We start from the raw sequence: 18,586 nt of genomic DNA, 5'->3' as shown, positions 1-18,586 counted from the left end.
AATTTATTACTGCAACGTTTTCAGCAAGCTGGTGATGCTGACTTTGTCGGCAATGATATTATTCAAATCTGCAATCGCCACACGTTCCTGTTCCATGGTGTCACGGTTACGCAAGGTTACGCAGTTGTCTTCCAATGTCTGATGGTCGACAGTCACACAATACGGAGTACCGATGGCATCCTGACGACGATAACGCTTTCCGATTGAATCCTTTTCATCGTACTGGCAGTTGAAGTGGAATTTCAGCTCATCGATAATTTCACGGGCCTTTTCAGGCAGACCGTCTTTCTTGACCAACGGCATGACAGCCAGTTTCACCGGTGCCAAAGCAGCAGGCAACTTCAAGACCACACGTGTTTCGCCGTTTTCCAGCTTTTCTTCGTGATAAGCGGCACTCATCACGCTCAGGAACATACGGTCCACACCGATAGAAGTTTCGATGACATACGGAGTGTAGCTTTCGTTGATTTCCGGATCGAAATACTTGATGCTCTTGCCAGAGAATTTTTCGTGCTGGCTCAAGTCGAAATTGGTACGAGAATGGATACCTTCCACTTCCTTGAAACCGAACGGCATCAGGAACTCGATATCAGTTGCTGCATTGGCATAGTGAGCCAACTTTTCGTGGTCGTGGAAACGATAGTGGTCATCGCCGAAGCCCAGTGCCTTATGCCATTTCAAACGGGTCTCTTTCCATTTCTTGAACCATTCGAGTTCGGTTCCCGGTTTTACGAAGAACTGCATTTCCATCTGTTCGAACTCACGCATACGGAAAATGAACTGACGGGCCACGATTTCGTTACGGAAAGCCTTACCAATCTGAGCAATACCGAACGGAATCTTCATACGTCCTGTCTTCTGTACGTTCAAGTAGTTCACGAAAATACCCTGAGCGGTTTCCGGACGAAGATAAACCTTCATGGCACCGTCGGCAGTAGAACCCATTTCGGTGGTAAACATCAGGTTGAACTGACGCACTTCTGTCCAGTTCTTTGTACCTGAAATCGGACATACAATCTCTTCATCCAAAATAATCTGACGAAGTTCTGCCAGGTCGTTGGCATTCATTGCCTTGGAATAACGTTCGTGCAACGCATCGCGTTTGGCCTGGTGTTCCAGCACACGCGGATTGGTGCTGCGGAATTCAGCTTCATTGAAAGCATCCCCGTATTTCTTGGCAGCCTTGGCTACTTCCTTGTTTATCTTTTCGTCGTATTTGGCAATCTGATCTTCAATCAATACATCGGCACGGTAGCGCTTCTTGGAATCACGGTTGTCAATCAACGGGTCATTAAAAGCGTCCACGTGTCCGGAAGCCTTCCAAATGGTAGGATGCATGAAAATTGCAGAATCGATACCTACGATGTTCTCATGCAGCAACACCATGCTCTGCCACCAGTACTGTTTGATATTGTTTTTCAGTTCCACACCGTTCTGACCGTAATCATATACGGCGCCCAGTCCATCATAAATTTCACTTGACGGGAATACAAAACCATATTCTTTACAGTGTGAAACAAGTTTCTTGAAAACGTCTTCTTGTGCCATTTTTCCTATTATTTTGATTTTTTCTACTTAAATGTCTACTTAATAGGGCACAAAGATACAGATTTATCAACAAAAAAGCACCATAGGTATATTAATTTATCTTATGAGTCATTTCATCTTGCCGCTCTCATCCACCTCAAGCTGAAGTCCGTCGTAGGTCAGACAGACGTTTTCCGGCAATTGCGCCTGCACTTTCGCATGCAGTCCAATCTGATGACTCATGTGAATGAAGTAAGTTTTTTCGGCATGGATGCGCTGCGTCTGTTCCAATGCCTCGGATAAAGACTGGTGTGTCCAATGGGGTTCTATTCGCAAAGCATTCATCACCAGAAGCTTCAGGTCTTTCAGGCAATCATAGCTTTCTTCCGGCATTCTCGACATGTCGGTAATCCATGCCATCGGACCGATACGGAATCCCATGATGGGAAGTTGCCCATGCATCACGCGGAAAGGCACGACTTCCACTTCATTCCCTTCCATGCTGGATACAGTGAAAGGTACTCTTTCTTCTATGTAGTGCAAAGGGATGTGCGGTACACCCGGATAAAGATTCTCGGCAAAACAATAGGGCATCCGGTTTTTCAGGCGTGTGGCTGTATATTCCTCGGCATACACCGGTATGTCCCGGAAACGGCAGAAAGGCCGCAAGTCATCCAGTCCGCCCACATGGTCATAATGCTCGTGCGTAATCAATACTCCGTCAATCGGGCGGTAATCGTTCAGACGAATCATCTGCTCCCGAAAATCCGGGCCACAATCAATCAGGATACGCACCCCGTTTACCTCTACCAGCCCCGAACAACGCAACCGGTTGTCATGCGGGTCATGACTGGTACACACTTCACACGTACATCCCACCTGCGGCACACCTGTCGAGGTGCCACTACCTAATATTGTGACCTTCATTGCTTTTCTCCAATAAAATTAACTTCCGGACAAATGGTGATACCAAATTTCTCTTTCACCGAACGGACAATCGCCTCTGCCAGCCGGACCACCTCTTCTCCGGTAGCCCCTCCCAGATTCACCAGCACCAACGCCTGCTTGTCGTGCACTCCCGCACGGCCCAGATGTTTGCCCTTCCAGCCGCAACGGTCAATCATCCATCCGGCCGGAATTTTCACCCGATTTTCATCCACTTTGTAGTGAGGCATATCCGGATAAAGCTTCAGCAACGCCTCAAACTGCTGCACCGGTACAATGGGATTCATAAAGAAACTGCCGGCATTGCCGATTTTCTCCGGGTCGGGAAGTTTCGCCTCCCGGATACGTATGATGATTCGCCGGAGAACGGCCAAAGAAAGTAGTCCACCCTCTTTTTCCAATTCGGAACGGATGTTTCCATAATCCAAATGATACACCGGATGTTTTTTCAGGCGATAAGTAACATAAGTGACGATATATTTCCCTTTCAGTTCCTGCTTGAAAATGCTTTCACGATACGCATAACGGCATGCTTCGTTCGTAAACACCCGAAGTTCACCGGTTGCGACAGAAACCGTCTCGACAGCCACAATCAAATCTTTCGCTTCTACCCCATAGGCCCCGATGTTCTGCACCGCAGACGCACCTACCTCACCGGGTATCAAGGAAAGATTCTCCGCTCCATACCATCCTTTCTGTACGGTATAATCCACCAGGTCATCCCACACTTCACCGGCTCCGACACGCAGGTCCACAAAATCCTCTGTCTCCTGTACCACTTGCATGCCTTTAATACCGGAATGTAACACAGTTCCCGAATAATCGGACACAAACAGCAGATTGCTTCCTCTTCCTACGTGCAAAAGAGGTGCATCCTTCTCCTGCTGTCCGTTCAAGAAACACTGCAGTTCATCCACTGATTCATATTCCACGAAACGAGCTGCCTTTACATCCATACCGAACGTATTATAAGGAAGCAATGAGTAATTTGTAAAGTCCTTCATATCGTCAATCGCTCAAATCTTCAAATCGCATCAGTTTCCATTCACCTCCGTAGCGCTCAAAATACAGCGTGTTACTGAAACCGTTGCCAAATCCTTTAAACTCCACGACCTTATAGTCAGAATGTATATTCTCGGGCTGACCGTAATGCACATTGGTCATGCGTCCCTTCATCATCGGTGGACGGAAAGCAAACCATTGTCCCTGCTCCAATGTTGTTTCAAGTATCTGAAACTCATCCTCCGGATCAGCCGTTACGAACTTCAGCGGATCATGCAAACGTTCTTGCTGAAACAAGGAATCCCGTGAAAACCGCTCATAGAAAGCATAGAAGTCTTCCTTTCCATCTTCTTCGTCCGGCAATTTTTCCACATTGATGGCCTCCAAAAACCAGGAATCTTTTTTCCGCTGAAAATAATAACGCTTGATTCTTCGGTCTGTCAGAAAAATCCAGTCGACCTGCACACTATGCAGACTGGTATCTTTTTCAATTTCCATATCCTCTTCCTTATCGAAAAGGACGGTATAAGCCGGTTCCCGACTGAACAAGGGATCAAACTTCCAGTCTTCTTTCTGAATACGTGTCACTTGTTTCCCTTTATACAAAGAAAATGGAAACACCACACGCGTCCGCTGAAACGCCTCATCGGAAGCGAAATTATAAAAGAAATCGGCAAAGCTTTCATCTGCCGCAGCAGGAACCTGTTCCTCTACTACCACGGTTGAGTCCTGAATGGAATCCGGATGTACTTTTATAGAATCGATTTGTTCAGTCAATGCGGAGAAAGGGTCTGCTTTCTTCTTTCCACCTCCGCACGATACCATCAGCATCAGCAGACAGCATCCAATGATTAGTCTTTTCATTTGGTCTCCTCAAATATCGCCGCAAAATTACCTTTTTTTTCCATTCATTGTCTACGAAACAAGAGTTTTCTTTTTTATTGAATGAAAAACAGAATTTTTTCAGTTTAAATCCTTACCTTTGCAGACAAAATAATTAAAGAAGAGATATGTTAGCAAAAATAGAACAGTTGCTTCAGGAAGTAAAAGGACTCACAGCGCAGAATCCAGAAGAGCTGGAAGCTTTACGCATCAAATACCTGAGCAAAAAAGGTGCCATCAACGCCCTGATGGCTGACTTCCGTAACGTACCTGCAGAACAGAAGAAAGAAGTAGGTATGAAATTGAACGAGTTGAAGAACCTGGCACAAGAACGCATTGCTGCTTTGAAAGAAACATTCGAGAATCAGGACAACAGTGCAGCCGAACTGGATTTGACCCGTACAGCCTACCCAATCAAACTCGGTACACGCCATCCGCTGACTATTGTACGCAATGAAATTATCGATATCTTCGGCCGTATAGGCTTTACCATCGCCGACGGTCCGGAAGTTGAAGACGACTGGCATGTGTTCTCTTCCATGAACTTCCCTGAAGACCATCCGGCACGCGACATGCAGGATACCTTCTTCATCGAAACCCATCCTGACATCATCCTCCGTACGCACACTTCATCCGTACAGAGCCGCGTAATGGAAGTGTCACAACCGCCTATCCGCGTAATCTGCCCGGGACGTGTGTACCGTAATGAGGCTATCAGCTACCGTGCCCATTGCTTCTTCCACCAGGTAGAAGGTCTGTACGTGGACAAGAACGTTTCTTTCACCGACCTGAAACAGGTGCTGCTGCAGTTCGCACAGGAAATGTTTGGTCCGGATACAAAAATCCGCCTGCGTCCGTCGTACTTCCCGTTTACGGAACCTAGTGCAGAAATGGATATCAGTTGCGACATCTGCGGTGGCGAAGGCTGTCCGTTCTGTAAATATACCGGATGGGTAGAAATTCTGGGATGCGGTATGGTAGACCCGGCAGTCTTGGAAGCCAACGGCATCGATAGCAAAGTGTACACAGGTTATGCTTTCGGTATGGGAGTAGAACGTATCACGAACCTGAAATACAAAGTAAAAGACTTGCGAATGTTCTCTGAGAACGACACACGCTTCTTGGAAGAATTCGAATCGGCCAACTGATTCTTGATTTTCCATACACTATAGTAATAAAAACACGGATTACACCGGAAAAAGTGGAAAGGGAATTTCCCTGACTGCATCCTGTGTAATCCGTGTTTATCTATATACACCTTAATAATTATTCTCCTCCGAATATGCCAAAAGATAAACTGGTCACACCGAGTTTCTGCGCCATCCTGGCAGCTAATTTTCTACTCTATTTCGGATTCTGGCTACTGACGCCGATTCTTCCGTTCTATCTGTCGGAAGTATTCCATACATCACACACTACCATCGGAATCGTCCTTTCCTGCTATACGGTTTCTTCCTTGTGCATCCGTCCGTTTTCCGGTTATTTTCTGGACACGTTTGCCCGCAAACCTTTATACCTGCTGGCCTACTTCATCTTTACGCTGATTTTTGCCGGATACATGACTGCCACCGTATTGACCTTGTTTATCATTTTCCGTGTCGTCCACGGTTTTTCCTTCGGAATGGTTACCGTAGGCGGTAACACCCTGGTCATCGACATCATGCCGTCTTCCCGACGAGGAGAAGGATTAGGTTACTACGGACTGACCAACAATATCGCGATGTCCATTGGGCCGATGTTCGGTTTGTTTCTGCACAGTGGAGGGGCTTCTTACACCACTATCTTTTCGTATGCACTCGGCTCGTGCGTCTTAGGCTTCATTGCTGCCTGTATCGTACGCACTCCCTACAAAGCTCCCGTTAAACGTGCTCCCATTTCACTCGACCGTTTTATCTTACTCAAAGGACTTCCTGCTGGTCTCAGTCTGCTGCTGCTCTCCATTCCTTATGGAATGACTACCAACTACGTAGCCATGTATGCACAAGAAATTGGCATTACTGCAGAAACGGGGTTCTTTTTCACTCTCATGGCGGTAGGAATGGCTGTCAGCCGGTTATTTAGTGGAAGACTGGTAGACAAAGGACTGGTAACCCAAGTCATCGCCGCAGGATTATACCTGGTCAGTGCCTGCTATTTCGCTTTGACAGCCTGCGGATGGCTCGTAGAATGCAGCCTGAAAATAACGACAATCATTTTCTTCCTGATTTCATTGCTGCTGGGTATCGGATTCGGAACCATGTTCCCGGCTTACAACACCTTGTTTGTAAATCTTGCTCCCAACAACCAGCGAGGAACTGCCACCAGCACCTATCTGACCTCATGGGACGTCGGTTTGGGAATCGGGATGTTGACCGGAGGATACATTGCAGAAATAGCCACGTTCAAAATAGCCTACCTGTTTGGTGCCTCATTGACTGTAGTTTCCCTGCTGTATTTTCATTTCAAGGCAGGTCCTCATTTTGAAAGAAACAAACTCAGATAAAAAAGAAGGTTTAGTCTTTGTAAGTAAAGACAAAGATATGTGACAACCGATTGTCCACTTCCGTAAGCTGTACAGACAAAATAAAGGAACGGAACAAATCGGCATGCCGAAGCATAAACGGCGGAAGATAAGAAGCATATTTTTCAGGGGCCTCCATCACCTTTTCCATATCTGTCACCATAATATAAGAAGCATCCCGTGACAAATTGGATACACATTCATCGAACAATGAATGGGAAGGAGACGCCGCTATCTGTGCCACACACGAATCCACCTTATTATGTCCTGACACAATAAGCAAACTGTCCGGTTCGCAAACCGTAGGAATCGCACGCACCGCCTCGATGGTACGCTGCTGGCAGTCTGCCGACTCATACATCTGCCCACTCAAATAAAATACCTCGCTGTTCAAGTGAATATCATACTCACTCCAGCTGTGGCAAGCTTTCTTTCCTAAAAATGGGATGGATGTCGTACGCCCGTAAATAGTAATGAAATTGGCAGGTTGTGGATGATGTATGGAAGCAAATACGGAATCATCGTGAAGTGATTTATTATCCTTCACCGCATCGATTACCTCTTCAATCAACTTCTTCTGATAGCTCACCACTACCAATCCGTCGGTCGTATAAACTGACAGATATTTTGTAGAACTAAGAGGATATATTTCTATTTTCTTTCCACGATAAACTTCCTTCTTCGGTGCAAAACCTACTCCATACCGACTTTGTACCGCCTCAATCAACTGATGTTTCCCTTCTTTCCCCGTACGGAAATAAGCTACCACATCCATGGCCGTATGAGGACGATGGAAACTCATCACCACATAATGCATCTGATATGAAAGGCCGTGTGCAGCCACAGAAGAATACTCGTTCAAATCGGACAAGAGATCATTAATCAAGCCGGAACGATGCAGCGTGTCCAACTGAGAGGAATAGGCCACCTGCGAAAAGGCGTGCATAAAATTATCGATATTATCGGTCTCAAGAACTCCTGCACAATCCTGAGGTACAAAATCGAAAACATCAATCTGGTGTTCCTTGTCGGCCATACTCAAACGAGCAAAACCATAGAAGGCAATCCCGATACAAAACAGTACCACGGAAAGTATAACTCCTAATTTTATGACCGAACGAATTTGCATTGTTACACGATTTTATGCAAAGATAGCAAAATCTTTTTAAAAAGTACAAACAAAAACGAACATATTTTTAGAAAGTCATTTGCACTGTTTTAATTTTTCCAGCAATTCCGCACGTGATACCCCCAAAGTTATGGCTTTTTCGTAAGCGTCACGAGCCTCCGACTTTCTTTTCAGCTCCAAGTAAATGTCTCCTTTCATTACATACGAAGCTGCATCCCGAGCATCTAATTTCAGCACCTCATCCAAGTCATATAAAGCCGCATCCAATTGTCCGTGCTCCCATTCCATATTCGCACGCATCTTCCACACCGAGACATCCTGCGGATAATCAGACACCAGGCGGTTCATGGCATCCATGGCCGACTGAAAGCGTCCTTCCTTCTCGTCCAGCATGGCCAGGCCGATACGGGCCGTTTTATTCTTCACATCCTGTTCCAGCACCACATTATAGTCTACGCGCGCTTCCTTGTATTCACGCCGTTGCATATAGATATAGGCCCGAAACAGACGAGCTTCCTGATTCTTCGGCACAAGATCAATCACGTTGCAATAATCCAGATACGCTTTCTGAAGCAAATCCTTTTCCAAATAAAGAGCTGCCCGGTTCAGCAACATGGCTGTAGAATACGGAATGATGTTCAACGCCAGCGTGTACGATTCAATGGCCTCATCCGTCTTTCCCAAACGTTTCTGCACAGTTCCCAAATTGGAAAAAAGCAAAGCATTCCGTGCATTGTTCGGTTCAAGTTTCAATGCTTTCCGAAAAAGCTGTTCGGCCTGTACCAGGCTGTCCTTTTTCACACACTCCATAGCCTGCTCAACGATTTCATTATACGACTGTGCCTGCAAGACACACACAGAAGAGAATATACTACACAAAATCAAGACTAAATATTTCATTCCTTATTTCTTTGAATTGATGCGAAGGTAGTATTTATAAATCGAACACGAAGACATTACAATATTTTTTTGTAAGTTTGAACAATCATTTATACATAAAAGCAAGAAAATTATGAAAACCGAAAAAGCGATTTTTGCCTGTGGATGCTTCTGGGGTGTCCAGCACCAGATGGAACGTGCCGCAGGAGTGATACGTACTACCGTAGGATATACAGGAGGACACAAGGAAAACCCCACTTACCCGGAAGTAAAAGCCCATACTACCGGACATGCGGAAGCGGTGCTTGTGGAATACGATGCCGCACAGACCACTTATACCGACTTATGCAAATTGTTTTTTGAGATACACGACCCGGCACAGACCGACGGACAAGGTCCGGATATCGGCCCGCAATACCGCAGTGAAATTTTCTACCTGAACGAAGAACAGAAGCAACAGGCCGAAAAAGTCATTCAGATTTTGAAAGACAAAGGCTATGAAGTACACACCCTGCTGACTCCTGCCACCACCTTCTGGCCCGCAGAAGAATATCACCAACATTATTATGACAAGACCGGCGGAGAGCCCTATTGCCATATCCGGGTCAAAAAATTCTAAAACAAAAAGAGGGAGCTTCCACGCGGAAAATCCCTCTTTCTATTTCTTTTCGGCTCAATCTAATCAGGCCTTCTTGATGTAATCTACAATCCAGGCACCCACTTCTTTCGTACCGTATTTGGCTCCGCCTTCCACTTGAATTTCCGGTGTACGCACGTTGGCATCCAATGAAGCATCTACTGCCCGACGGACAAGCGCTCCTTCTTCCTTGCAGTTGAAATATTCAAACAACATGGCAACCGACAGAATCTGTGCCAACGGGTTGGCGATGTTCAAGCCCTTTGCCTGTGGCCAAGAACCATGAATCGGTTCGAATACCGGAGTACTCTCACCGGTAGAAGCAGAAGGAAGCAAGCCCATTGAACCGCTGATGACAGAGCCCTCATCGGTCAGGATGTCTCCGAATGTATTTTCCGTCACCATAACATCAAAGAACTTCGGTTCCTGAATCATCTTCATGGCGGCATTGTCTACGAACATGTAATCGGTCGTCACTTCCGGATACTGAGGAGCCATCTCTTGGGCAATCTGACGCCACAAACGGGAAGAAGCCAACACATTGGCCTTATCTACTACCGTCAGGTGTTTCCGACGTTTCATGGCATATTCAAAACCAACCTTCAAAATACGTTCAATCTCCGGACGAGTGTACATATTGGTATCGTATGCCTTGTCGTTGTCCTGATATTTTTCGCCAAAGTACATACCGCCTGTCAATTCACGGATGCAGAGGAAATCGGCTCCATCCACCAGTTCGGCTTTCAACGGAGATTTGTGTACCAGACACTTGAAGGTCTGTACCGGACGGATGTTCGCAAACAATCCCAATTTCTTACGCATGGCCAGCAAACCTTGTTCCGGACGTACTTTCGCCGTAGGGTCATTATCGAATTTCGGGTCACCTACCGCCGAGAACAGAACCGCATCGGCATTCTTACAAATCTGGTAAGTTTCTTCCGGGAACGGATCGCCCACTTCATCAATGGCGTGAGCTCCGCAAAGCGCATACTCATAAGTTACTTTGTGGCCGAATTTTTCACAAACGGCCGTCATTACATCTACTCCCTGTACAGAGATTTCCGGTCCGATTCCGTCACCGGCTAATACTGCTATTTTAAAATCCATAATCAGATACGTTTAATTTAAATCTTCTATCAAGTTCAACATTTTAATCGTAGCCTTAATGGCTGCTTCCGTCTGGTCGGCATCAAATCCACGGGTACGGAACTCCTTATCCTCGTAATTCCATGTAATCACGGTCTGCACAAAGGCATCGGTCCGTCCGCCCGGCGGAATGGTAACGGCATAATTCACCAGCATCGGGAACTTGCGGCCCAGCGTATTCTTATAAATCTTACGCAACGCACGCACGAAAGCGTCATACTGTCCGTCGCCGGAAGAGCTTTCCTGATAAGTCTTTCCATCAATCTCAATGCTCAACGTAGCCATCGGTTTCAGCCCTTGAGCCAAAGTGACAAAATAACTGAGCAATTTCACCTTGTTCTGTATCCCGTCGTGCTTGAGCACGTCGCTGATGATATACGGCAAATCTTCCGGGGTGACCTGTTCCTTGCGGTCGCCCAACTCAATGATACGGTTGGTCACCTTCTTCATCGATTCTTCATCCAGTTCAAGCCCCATGCTTTCCAGGTTCTTGCGGATGTTGGCTTTTCCGGAATTCTTTCCCAAGGCATATTCCCGTACACGCCCGAAGCGCTCCGGGAGCAAATCGTTGAAGTACAACTTGTTCTTATTGTCTCCATCGGCATGTACGCCTGCCACCTGTGTAAAGACACTTTCACCCACAATCGGTTTGTTTGCCGGAATCGTCACTCCGGAATAAGACTCTACCACGCGGCTCACATCGTTCAGCCGGCTCTCGTCAATGCGGGTAATCGCATGAAAATGATCTTTCAAGATGGCCTGCACACTGGCCAACGGAGCATTTCCTGCCCGTTCGCCCAATCCGTTGATGGTGGTATGCAAACCTTTTACCCCACTCAGCACAGCTGCCAGCACATTGCTCACGGCCAAATCATAATCATTATGGGCATGAAAATCGAAATGCAGGTCGGGATACCGCTTCTTCATCTTGCGCATGTATTCAATCACCTGCAAAGGATTGAGAATTCCCAGTGTATCCGGCAACATAAAGCGCTTGATGCCACTGTCCTTCAAATCGTCCATCAGCCCAAACACATACTCAGGAGAGTCCTTGATTCCGTTACTCCAGTCTTCCAGATACAAATTGACATCCATATCATTCGCCAAAGCATAATCCACCACCTGATGAATATCAGACAGATGTTCCGCAAGCGTCTTCTTCAACTGATAGCGGCAATGCTTTTCCGAACCTTTTGCCAACAGATTGATGACCCGGCATCCTGCACGATGAATCCAGTCCACAGAAACGGTTCCATCCACAAAGCCCAGCACCTCCACCCGCTGCAACAGGCCACGGCGTGCCGCCCAGTCACAAATCATTTTTACCGCGTTGAACTCACCATCCGACACACGGGCAGAAGCCACCTCTATCCGGTCCACTTTCAGGTCTTCCAGCAGCAGACGGGCTATCATCAGTTTCTCATGAGGCACGAACGATACGCCACTGGTCTGTTCACCGTCGCGCAACGTAGTGTCCATTATTTCTATTCTCGGATGATTATCCATAATCTATTCTTCCGCCGGTTAGTTACGTGCCTTTTCAAAGGCTTCTATCTTATCTTTGTTTTCCACCAAAAAGTCAATGTCATCCAGCCCGTTCATCAGACAATGTTTCTTATAGGCATTGATTTCAAACTTTTCAGACTTACCGGTCGCTTTATTGGTAATAGTCTGCTCCGGCAGATTTACTTCTACTTCAGTTTTCGGATCGGCATAAATCGAGTCAAACAATTCTTTCAAGAATCCCTCACTTACCACCACCGGAAGCACGAAGTTGTTCAATTCATTGTTCTTGTGAATGTCGGCAAAAAAGCTGGACACCACCACTCTGAAACCATAACCGGCAATCGCCCACGCCGCATGTTCACGGCTGGAACCACTACCGAAATTCTTTCCGGCCACCAGAATCTGTCCACTGTACTTCGGATTGTTCAACACAAAATCCTTGTTCAACGAACCATCCGGATTGTAACGCCAGTCGCGGAACAAATTGTCACCAAAAAACTTTTCATCACGGGTCGTCGCTTTCAGAAAACGTGCCGGGATAATCTGGTCCGTATCCACATTTTCCAAAGGCAAAGGAATACAAGTACTTGTTATGATATTGAATTTCTGTTTCATGACACTCATTTTTTACATTAACGTTCTCGGATCTGTTATCACACCGGTTACGGCAGCGGCTGCCGCTGTCAACGGACTAGCCAGCAACGTACGGGAACCTGGTCCCTGACGTCCTTCAAAGTTACGGTTGCTGGTAGACACGGAATACTTTCCTGCCGGAATCTTGTCGTCGTTCATGGCCAGACAGGCACTGCATCCCGGCTGACGGATTTCAAAGCCCGCTTCTTCCAGAACTTTATCCAGTCCTTCCTGCCGAATCTGTTCATCCACCATCCACGAGCCCGGCACCAGCCACGCCGTAATATGGTCAGCTTTCTTACGTCCTTTCACAATAGAAGCGAAGGCCCGGAAGTCCTCAATACGTCCGTTAGTACAAGCTCCCAAGAACACATAGTCCACTTTCTTGCCCAGCAGACTCTCGCCCGGCTGGAAGCCCATGTAATGCAAGGACTTTTCAAACGAACCCTTTTCCACGTCACTCATACCTTCTGTAGTGGGGATATGAGCCGTAATGGCCATACCCATTCCCGGATTGGTACCATAAGTAATCATCGGCTGGATATCTGCCGCATCAAAACGAACCTCTTTGTCGAACACGGCATCGTCATCGCTCTTCAACGTCTTCCAATAAGCCAATGCCTTGTCCCATTCCGCTCCTTTCGGCGCATATTCGCGACCTTTAATGTATTCAAAGGTCACTTCGTCCGGCGCAATCATTCCTCCGCGGGCCCCCATCTCGATAGACAAGTTGCACAGGGTGAGACGTCCTTCCATGGTCAGGCTGCGGATGGCTTCACCGGCATATTCCACAAAGTAACCTGTGGCACCACTGGTCGTCATCTTCGACATCATGTACAAGGCTACATCCTTGGCTGTCACACCTTTTCCCAACTTACCGTCAATCGTGATACGCATGGTTTTCGGACGAGCCTGAAGAATGCACTGCGAAGCCATCACCATTTCCACCTCACTGGTACCGATTCCGAAAGCAACCGCTCCCATTGCACCGTGAGTAGAAGTATGTGAGTCACCACATACAATGGTCATGCCCGGAAGGGTCAGTCCACGTTCCGGACCTACCACATGGATAATACCGTTCTTCTTGTTCATCATTCCGAAATGCGTCAACCCGAAATCGGCTGCATTCTTGGCCAGCGCATCCACCTGTGCCTTTGAAACCGGATCTTCAATCGGTTTGTCCTGGTCGTGCGTCGGCGTATTGTGGTCCGGCATACAATAGATACGTTCCGGACGGAAACATTTCAATCCACGGGCACGCATACCGGCAAAAGCCTGCGGACTGGTCACCTCGTGACAATACAGACGGTCTATATACAATTGGGTAGGTCCGTCTTCCACCTTCTGCACCACATGTGCATCCCATATCTTGTCAAATAACGTATTAGCCATAAAAATATCTCGTTTAATTATTTTCTGAATTTATTGATACAATCGATGTATGCCTCTACCGAAGCGGCAATAATGTCAGTGTTGGCTCCGAAACCATAGTACATCTGTCCGTCGTATTCCACCTGCATGTGTACCTTACCGACATCATCACTACCTTTGCTGATGGCCTGAATAGTAAATTCCTTCAAGGTCATCTGGCGCTTGATAATCTGTTTCACGGCCTTGATGGCTGCATCCACCGGTCCGTTACCCGTAGCGGCTGCCTCAAAATGTTCGCCACTGATATTCAATCCCAGACTGGCCACGGAACGGACTCCTACTCCACTGGTCACCTGCAAGTATTCCAGTTTGATGTGATGGTTCACATTGCGGTCGGCTCCAGCCAATACCAGAATATCGTCATCCGTAATATCTTTCTTCTTGTCTGCCAGTTTCAGGAAATCCTCATACACCTTGTCCAATTTCTCCTGCGTCATTTCTACGCCCAACACATGCAGACGATGTTTCAAAGCCGCACGTCCGCTACGTGCCGTCAATACAATCGCATTGTCATCGATACCCACATCTTTCGGGTCGATGATTTCGTAGGTCTGTGCATTCTTCAGCACCCCATCCTGATGGATACCGGAAGAATGGGCAAATGCATTACGTCCCACAATGGCTTTATTGGGCTGCACCGGCATGTTCATCAAACTGGAAACCATGCGGCTGGTAGGATAGATTTTCTGCGTGTTGATGTTCGTATCGATATGGATATCGTGGTGACAGCGAAGAATCATGGCCACTTCCTCCAGTGAGGTGTTACCGGCACGTTCTCCAATACCGTTGATAGTCACTTCCACCTGACGGGCTCCGTTCAACACTCCACTGATGGTATTGGCCGTAGCCATTCCCAAGTCATTGTGGCAGTGGGTAGAAATGATGGCTTTGTCTATTCCGTCCACATGCTCCATCAGGTACTTGATTTTTGCGCCGTATTCATCCGGCAAGCAATAACCAGTCGTATCCGGAATGTTTACCACTGTAGCTCCTGCTTTGATAACGGCTTCTACCACACGTGCGAGGTATTCATTCTCCGTACGTCCGGCATCTTCGGCATAAAACTCCACGTCTTCTACATAACGTTTCGCATATTTCACCGCACTGACAGCCCGTTCGATAATTTCTTCACGAGTAGAATTGAATTTATATTTGATATGCGAATCAGAGGTACCAATACCCGTATGAATACGTTTGTGTTTGGCATACTGCAACGCCTCGGCAGCCACGTCGATGTCTTTCTGTACGGCACGTGTCAACGCACAAATGGTCGGCCAGGTCACGGCTTTGGAAATTTCAATTACCGAATTGAAATCTCCCGGACTTGAAATTGGAAATCCGGCCTCGATTACATCTACTCCCAAAGCTTCCAGCTGTTTGGCAACCTGAATCTTCTCAACCGTATTCAACTGGCATCCCGGTACCTGCTCCCCGTCGCGGAGCGTAGTATCAAAAATAAATAATCTGTCACTCATAATAGTATCTTTTTTATTTCTTATAATCCTAAAAAAAAGCCTTTCGCACAAGGAAGTGAGAAAGGCTTTATATGATTTTATTTTTACATCAATATGCACGCGACTCACTTCCCACCGGACTTTCCAGCAGATTAATCAGACCGCATAGCAAAATATGTAAAAACATAGTGTTCATTTTCAGAATCTTTTTACTCGTTTCTTTTTTGTTGCTGCAAAGGTATACAATATTTTGAAATGAGAAAATAAAAAGAAAGTTTTTTCAATATTTAAACAACAAATTCACACAAACAAATGCGATAGGATATAAATCTATCATTCAGAAAGCAAACGAAGCTCATGCAGACAAGCTTCTACCTCAGTCATGCTCCCCATGTGTTTGCCCATATCGTCCGACAACTTCACGCACTCACGCCATTCCTGGTTCATGGTCATCTTGCAGCGTGACAGCTTCATGACAATATTGGAAGGCTGATAACCTGTGTCATTCGTCAAATTGGTACCAATGCCGAACGAACAGCGTATTTTACCTTGGCAATACTGGAATATCTTCAGCGCTTTTTCAAAGTCGAGCGCATTACTGAAAATAATGGTTTTCGTAGTCGGGTCAATCCCCAGTTCCTTGTAGCGGGCAATCAGACGGTCAATAAACTCATATTCGTTGCCGGAGTCGCAGCGTACGCCGTCAAACAGCTTCGCCTGCTTCCGGCTGAAGTTACTCAAAAACGAATCGGAAGTATAGGTATCCGACAGGGCCGTACCCAAATCTCCATCGTACACATTCACCCAATTTTCCAGGGCCATGTAATTGGCATGCTTGTAACCGAACTGTGCCCCATGAAACATGAACCATTCATGCGGATGCGTTCCCATAGGCAGCATCCCATATTTCATGGCCAGATAACAATTGGAAGTTCCCGTACAATAACGGGCATGTTTCTTTAAGTACTCCACCACCAGTTTCTGCACGTCAAATGAGAAACGGCGCCGTGTACCAAATTCAGAGAAAGGCATCTGATGGGCGTTCGACAGTTCCACCTTTCCCGCCAACTTGTCCAGAATAACCTGTTTGTCCGGCATACGGTTCAGGAACTGATTTTTAATCTCCGATACGATAGCCAATAGGGGGACTTCATACAATGTTACCTTATATAAATAATCCGTAACGGACATTTGCAGATGATGCTGCTCATCCAGCCAGACTTCTATCTTATTGGGGTCGAAACGGAAAGACGATAGCCATTCCCAATACACTCTCGGAAGGAAACGACAATGAGAAGTCATATATTCCAGTTCCTCCGGTGCCAGTTTCACCATTTCCAGGTTATGGATTTCATTCTTCAACGCCTCCAGAAAACCTTCCGTATATTCCGTGTCGTCTCTATCCTTGAACGTAAAGGTTCCCATAGCGTACGGGAAGAGCTTGATATAGGCGTATGAAGTCGTAAACTTATATAAATCAGTATCTAAAATTGTTTTTATCACCATGGCATTCTATTTTTTATTGCAAATATAATTATTCCTTTAATTTCAACGCGACAATACAATCCACAGAAGGCTCCAAATTTTCAGTATGTAACACAATGCCCCCTTGAATTTTTTCCCATTTCACCTTCTCTCCGGTATGAAATACATTAGAAGAAAGAACTTTCTCCGTCAGAGGCAACGTCACAAACTGGGGCATTTCATCCGTCAGCAGATGCACGTAAAGCATGTTTCCCTTCCGGGTAGTCGTGCCCCATGAGGCAGTCATCACGTTTCCAGCTGCAGTGCCATAGATGGTTTCCCCGTTTTCCGACATCCACTTTCCGACCCCTCTCAGCCGTTCAACGGCCACCGCCGGAAGTTCTCCATTAGGCTGTGGGCCAATGTTCATCAGCAAATTGGCCCCTTTCCCTGCCGCACGGACTAACAGACGGACCAATTCCGTAACTGACTTGTAATTCTGGTCTTTTATCTGATATCCCCACATACCATTCATTGTTTCACAAGTTTCCAAAGGCAATCGCCCTACCACAGACTCACCGGAGAAGCCCGCTTTATTCTCACCGGGCAAGTCTCGCTCGAACATCTGGAAGTCCTCTCCGGGATAAGGTGCCTTATGATGATTGTTGCCAATCAGGCAGGCCGGCTGTAATTTATGAATCAATGCGTACTGTTCATCCAGCTTCCAGTCGAATCCGTCAGGCTGATCCCACATTCCGTCAAACCAAATTGCTCCAATCGGACCATAATTGGTCAGTAACTCCGTCAACTGATGATTCATGAACTCATAATAAGTAGCCCATTCCCCGTGCGAAGTACGGCCAGTTCCGTGTCCCGTTCTTCCCAAAGGATAGTAGTCCTCTCGTGTCCAATCCAGATGGGAATAATATAGATGCAACTTGATGCCCTGCTTCTGACACTCTTCAGCCAATTCCTTAATAACATCCCGTTTGAAAGGTGTCGCATCCACCACGTTGTAATCCGAATATTTTGTATGAAACATGGAAAAGCCGTCATGATGACGGGAAGTAATGCAGATATACCGGGCACCAGAAGCCTTGATAGCCGCGACCCACTCATGCGCATCAAATCGGGAAGGATAAAAGCCAGAGGCCACCTTCGCATATTCATGACAATCGATATTATCGTTATTCATGTACCATTCTCCTTGCCCGAACATGCTGTAAATTCCCCAATGCAGAAAGATGCCGAACTTATTATCTTGAAACTCTTTTCGCGCCTGCAAATTCTCCGGCGTAGGAACATACACTATATTCTCAGCTTGTACACAGAAAGCGGACGCACTCAACAATCCCCCGAGACAAATGGCTCTCAAAAAATGAAAGATGTGTGTTTTCATATTCATCTGATTAATTAAAAAGAATATTCGCTTTGATTCTATTTTCCAAAGA

16 protein-coding genes are annotated in these 18,586 nt (G+C 46.4%); 3 read left to right on the top strand and 13 right to left on the bottom strand.

Translation table 11 applies throughout. From position 1 onward, the window contains the following. Nucleotides 1-6 precede the first annotated feature (6 nt). From OIM59_RS01550 to OIM59_RS01535, 4 genes are all read right to left on the bottom strand, one after another. The gene (locus tag OIM59_RS01550) at nt 7-1,548 is read right to left on the bottom strand and encodes a glycine--tRNA ligase (RefSeq protein WP_299174352.1); all 1,542 of its coding nucleotides are present in this window, start codon (nt 1,546-1,548) and stop codon (nt 7-9) included. A 108-nt stretch (nt 1,549-1,656) separates the two neighbouring features. Continuing rightward, complete coding sequence (locus tag OIM59_RS01545) at nt 1,657-2,454, bottom strand: MBL fold metallo-hydrolase (RefSeq protein WP_299174355.1); 798 nt, start codon at nt 2,452-2,454, stop codon at nt 1,657-1,659. Then, nucleotides 2,451-3,476 (bottom strand): UDP-N-acetylmuramate dehydrogenase, encoded by a 1,026-nt coding sequence (gene murB / locus OIM59_RS01540; protein WP_299174358.1) that lies wholly within the window; start codon nt 3,474-3,476, stop codon nt 2,451-2,453. Before murB ends, OIM59_RS01545 begins: the two co-directional genes overlap by 4 nt. 4 nt (nt 3,477-3,480) lie before the next feature. Next, entirely contained in the window at nt 3,481-4,338 is an 858-nt protein-coding gene (locus OIM59_RS01535) for a DUF4348 domain-containing protein (protein ID WP_299174361.1), read from the bottom strand. 146 nt (nt 4,339-4,484) lie between these two features. Between OIM59_RS01535 and pheS the strand changes: the two genes are divergently transcribed. Both pheS and OIM59_RS01525 read left to right on the top strand, forming a co-directional pair. Further along, complete coding sequence (gene pheS / locus OIM59_RS01530) at nt 4,485-5,504, top strand: phenylalanine--tRNA ligase subunit alpha (protein WP_299174363.1); 1,020 nt, start codon at nt 4,485-4,487, stop codon at nt 5,502-5,504. Between the two features lie 134 nt (nt 5,505-5,638). Further along, complete coding sequence (locus OIM59_RS01525; protein WP_299174366.1) at nt 5,639-6,838, top strand: MFS transporter; 1,200 nt, start codon at nt 5,639-5,641, stop codon at nt 6,836-6,838. Nucleotides 6,839-6,848: 10 nt separating this feature from the next. Here the strand turns inward: OIM59_RS01525 and OIM59_RS01520 are convergent, their stop codons facing one another. Continuing rightward, complete coding sequence (locus OIM59_RS01520) at nt 6,849-7,985, bottom strand: hypothetical protein (protein WP_299174368.1); 1,137 nt, start codon at nt 7,983-7,985, stop codon at nt 6,849-6,851. Between the two features lie 75 nt (nt 7,986-8,060). Continuing rightward, on the bottom strand, nt 8,061-8,885 hold the full coding sequence (locus OIM59_RS01515) for a lipopolysaccharide assembly protein LapB (RefSeq protein WP_299174371.1): 825 nt from the start codon (nt 8,883-8,885) through the stop codon (nt 8,061-8,063). 112 nt (nt 8,886-8,997) lie between these two features. Here OIM59_RS01515 and msrA point away from each other — a divergent pair, with 112 nt between their 5' ends. Then, complete coding sequence (msrA, locus tag OIM59_RS01510; RefSeq protein ID WP_299174374.1) at nt 8,998-9,483, top strand: peptide-methionine (S)-S-oxide reductase MsrA; 486 nt, start codon at nt 8,998-9,000, stop codon at nt 9,481-9,483. Nucleotides 9,484-9,546: 63 nt separating this feature from the next. Here the strand turns inward: msrA and leuB are convergent, their stop codons facing one another. The 7 genes from leuB to OIM59_RS01475 form a co-directional block, all read right to left on the bottom strand. Beyond that, nucleotides 9,547-10,608: a 3-isopropylmalate dehydrogenase gene (gene leuB, locus OIM59_RS01505; RefSeq protein ID WP_299174377.1), complete on the bottom strand. Its 1,062-nt coding sequence runs from the start codon at nt 10,606-10,608 to the stop codon at nt 9,547-9,549. A 12-nt stretch (nt 10,609-10,620) separates the two neighbouring features. Further along, nucleotides 10,621-12,153, bottom strand: coding sequence for an alpha-isopropylmalate synthase regulatory domain-containing protein (locus OIM59_RS01500; protein WP_299174380.1), 1,533 nt, complete (start codon nt 12,151-12,153; stop codon nt 10,621-10,623). Nucleotides 12,154-12,171: 18 nt separating this feature from the next. Continuing rightward, nucleotides 12,172-12,768, bottom strand: a complete 597-nt coding sequence (gene leuD, locus OIM59_RS01495) for a 3-isopropylmalate dehydratase small subunit (protein ID WP_022354342.1) — start codon at nt 12,766-12,768, stop codon at nt 12,172-12,174. Between the two features lie 12 nt (nt 12,769-12,780). Continuing rightward, the gene (leuC, locus tag OIM59_RS01490; RefSeq protein ID WP_148330476.1) at nt 12,781-14,178 is read right to left on the bottom strand and encodes a 3-isopropylmalate dehydratase large subunit; all 1,398 of its coding nucleotides are present in this window, start codon (nt 14,176-14,178) and stop codon (nt 12,781-12,783) included. A 17-nt stretch (nt 14,179-14,195) separates the two neighbouring features. Further along, nucleotides 14,196-15,692: a 2-isopropylmalate synthase gene (locus OIM59_RS01485; RefSeq protein WP_022354344.1), complete on the bottom strand. Its 1,497-nt coding sequence runs from the start codon at nt 15,690-15,692 to the stop codon at nt 14,196-14,198. Nucleotides 15,693-16,004: 312 nt separating this feature from the next. Beyond that, a complete protein-coding gene (gene pncB, locus OIM59_RS01480; protein WP_148330472.1) occupies nt 16,005-17,177 on the bottom strand; it encodes a nicotinate phosphoribosyltransferase in 1,173 nt (390 codons plus the stop codon). A gap of 28 nt (nt 17,178-17,205) precedes the next feature. Next, on the bottom strand, nt 17,206-18,534 hold the full coding sequence (locus tag OIM59_RS01475) for an alpha-L-fucosidase (RefSeq protein ID WP_299174389.1): 1,329 nt from the start codon (nt 18,532-18,534) through the stop codon (nt 17,206-17,208). Nucleotides 18,535-18,586 lie beyond the last annotated feature (52 nt).

Source organism: Bacteroides mediterraneensis (assembly GCF_025993685.1).
Classification (GTDB): Bacteria; Bacteroidota; Bacteroidia; order Bacteroidales; family Bacteroidaceae; genus Phocaeicola; species Phocaeicola mediterraneensis_A.
Note: the sequence above shows the minus strand (reverse complement) of the source record. Positions and strands in the feature narration are given on the sequence as shown.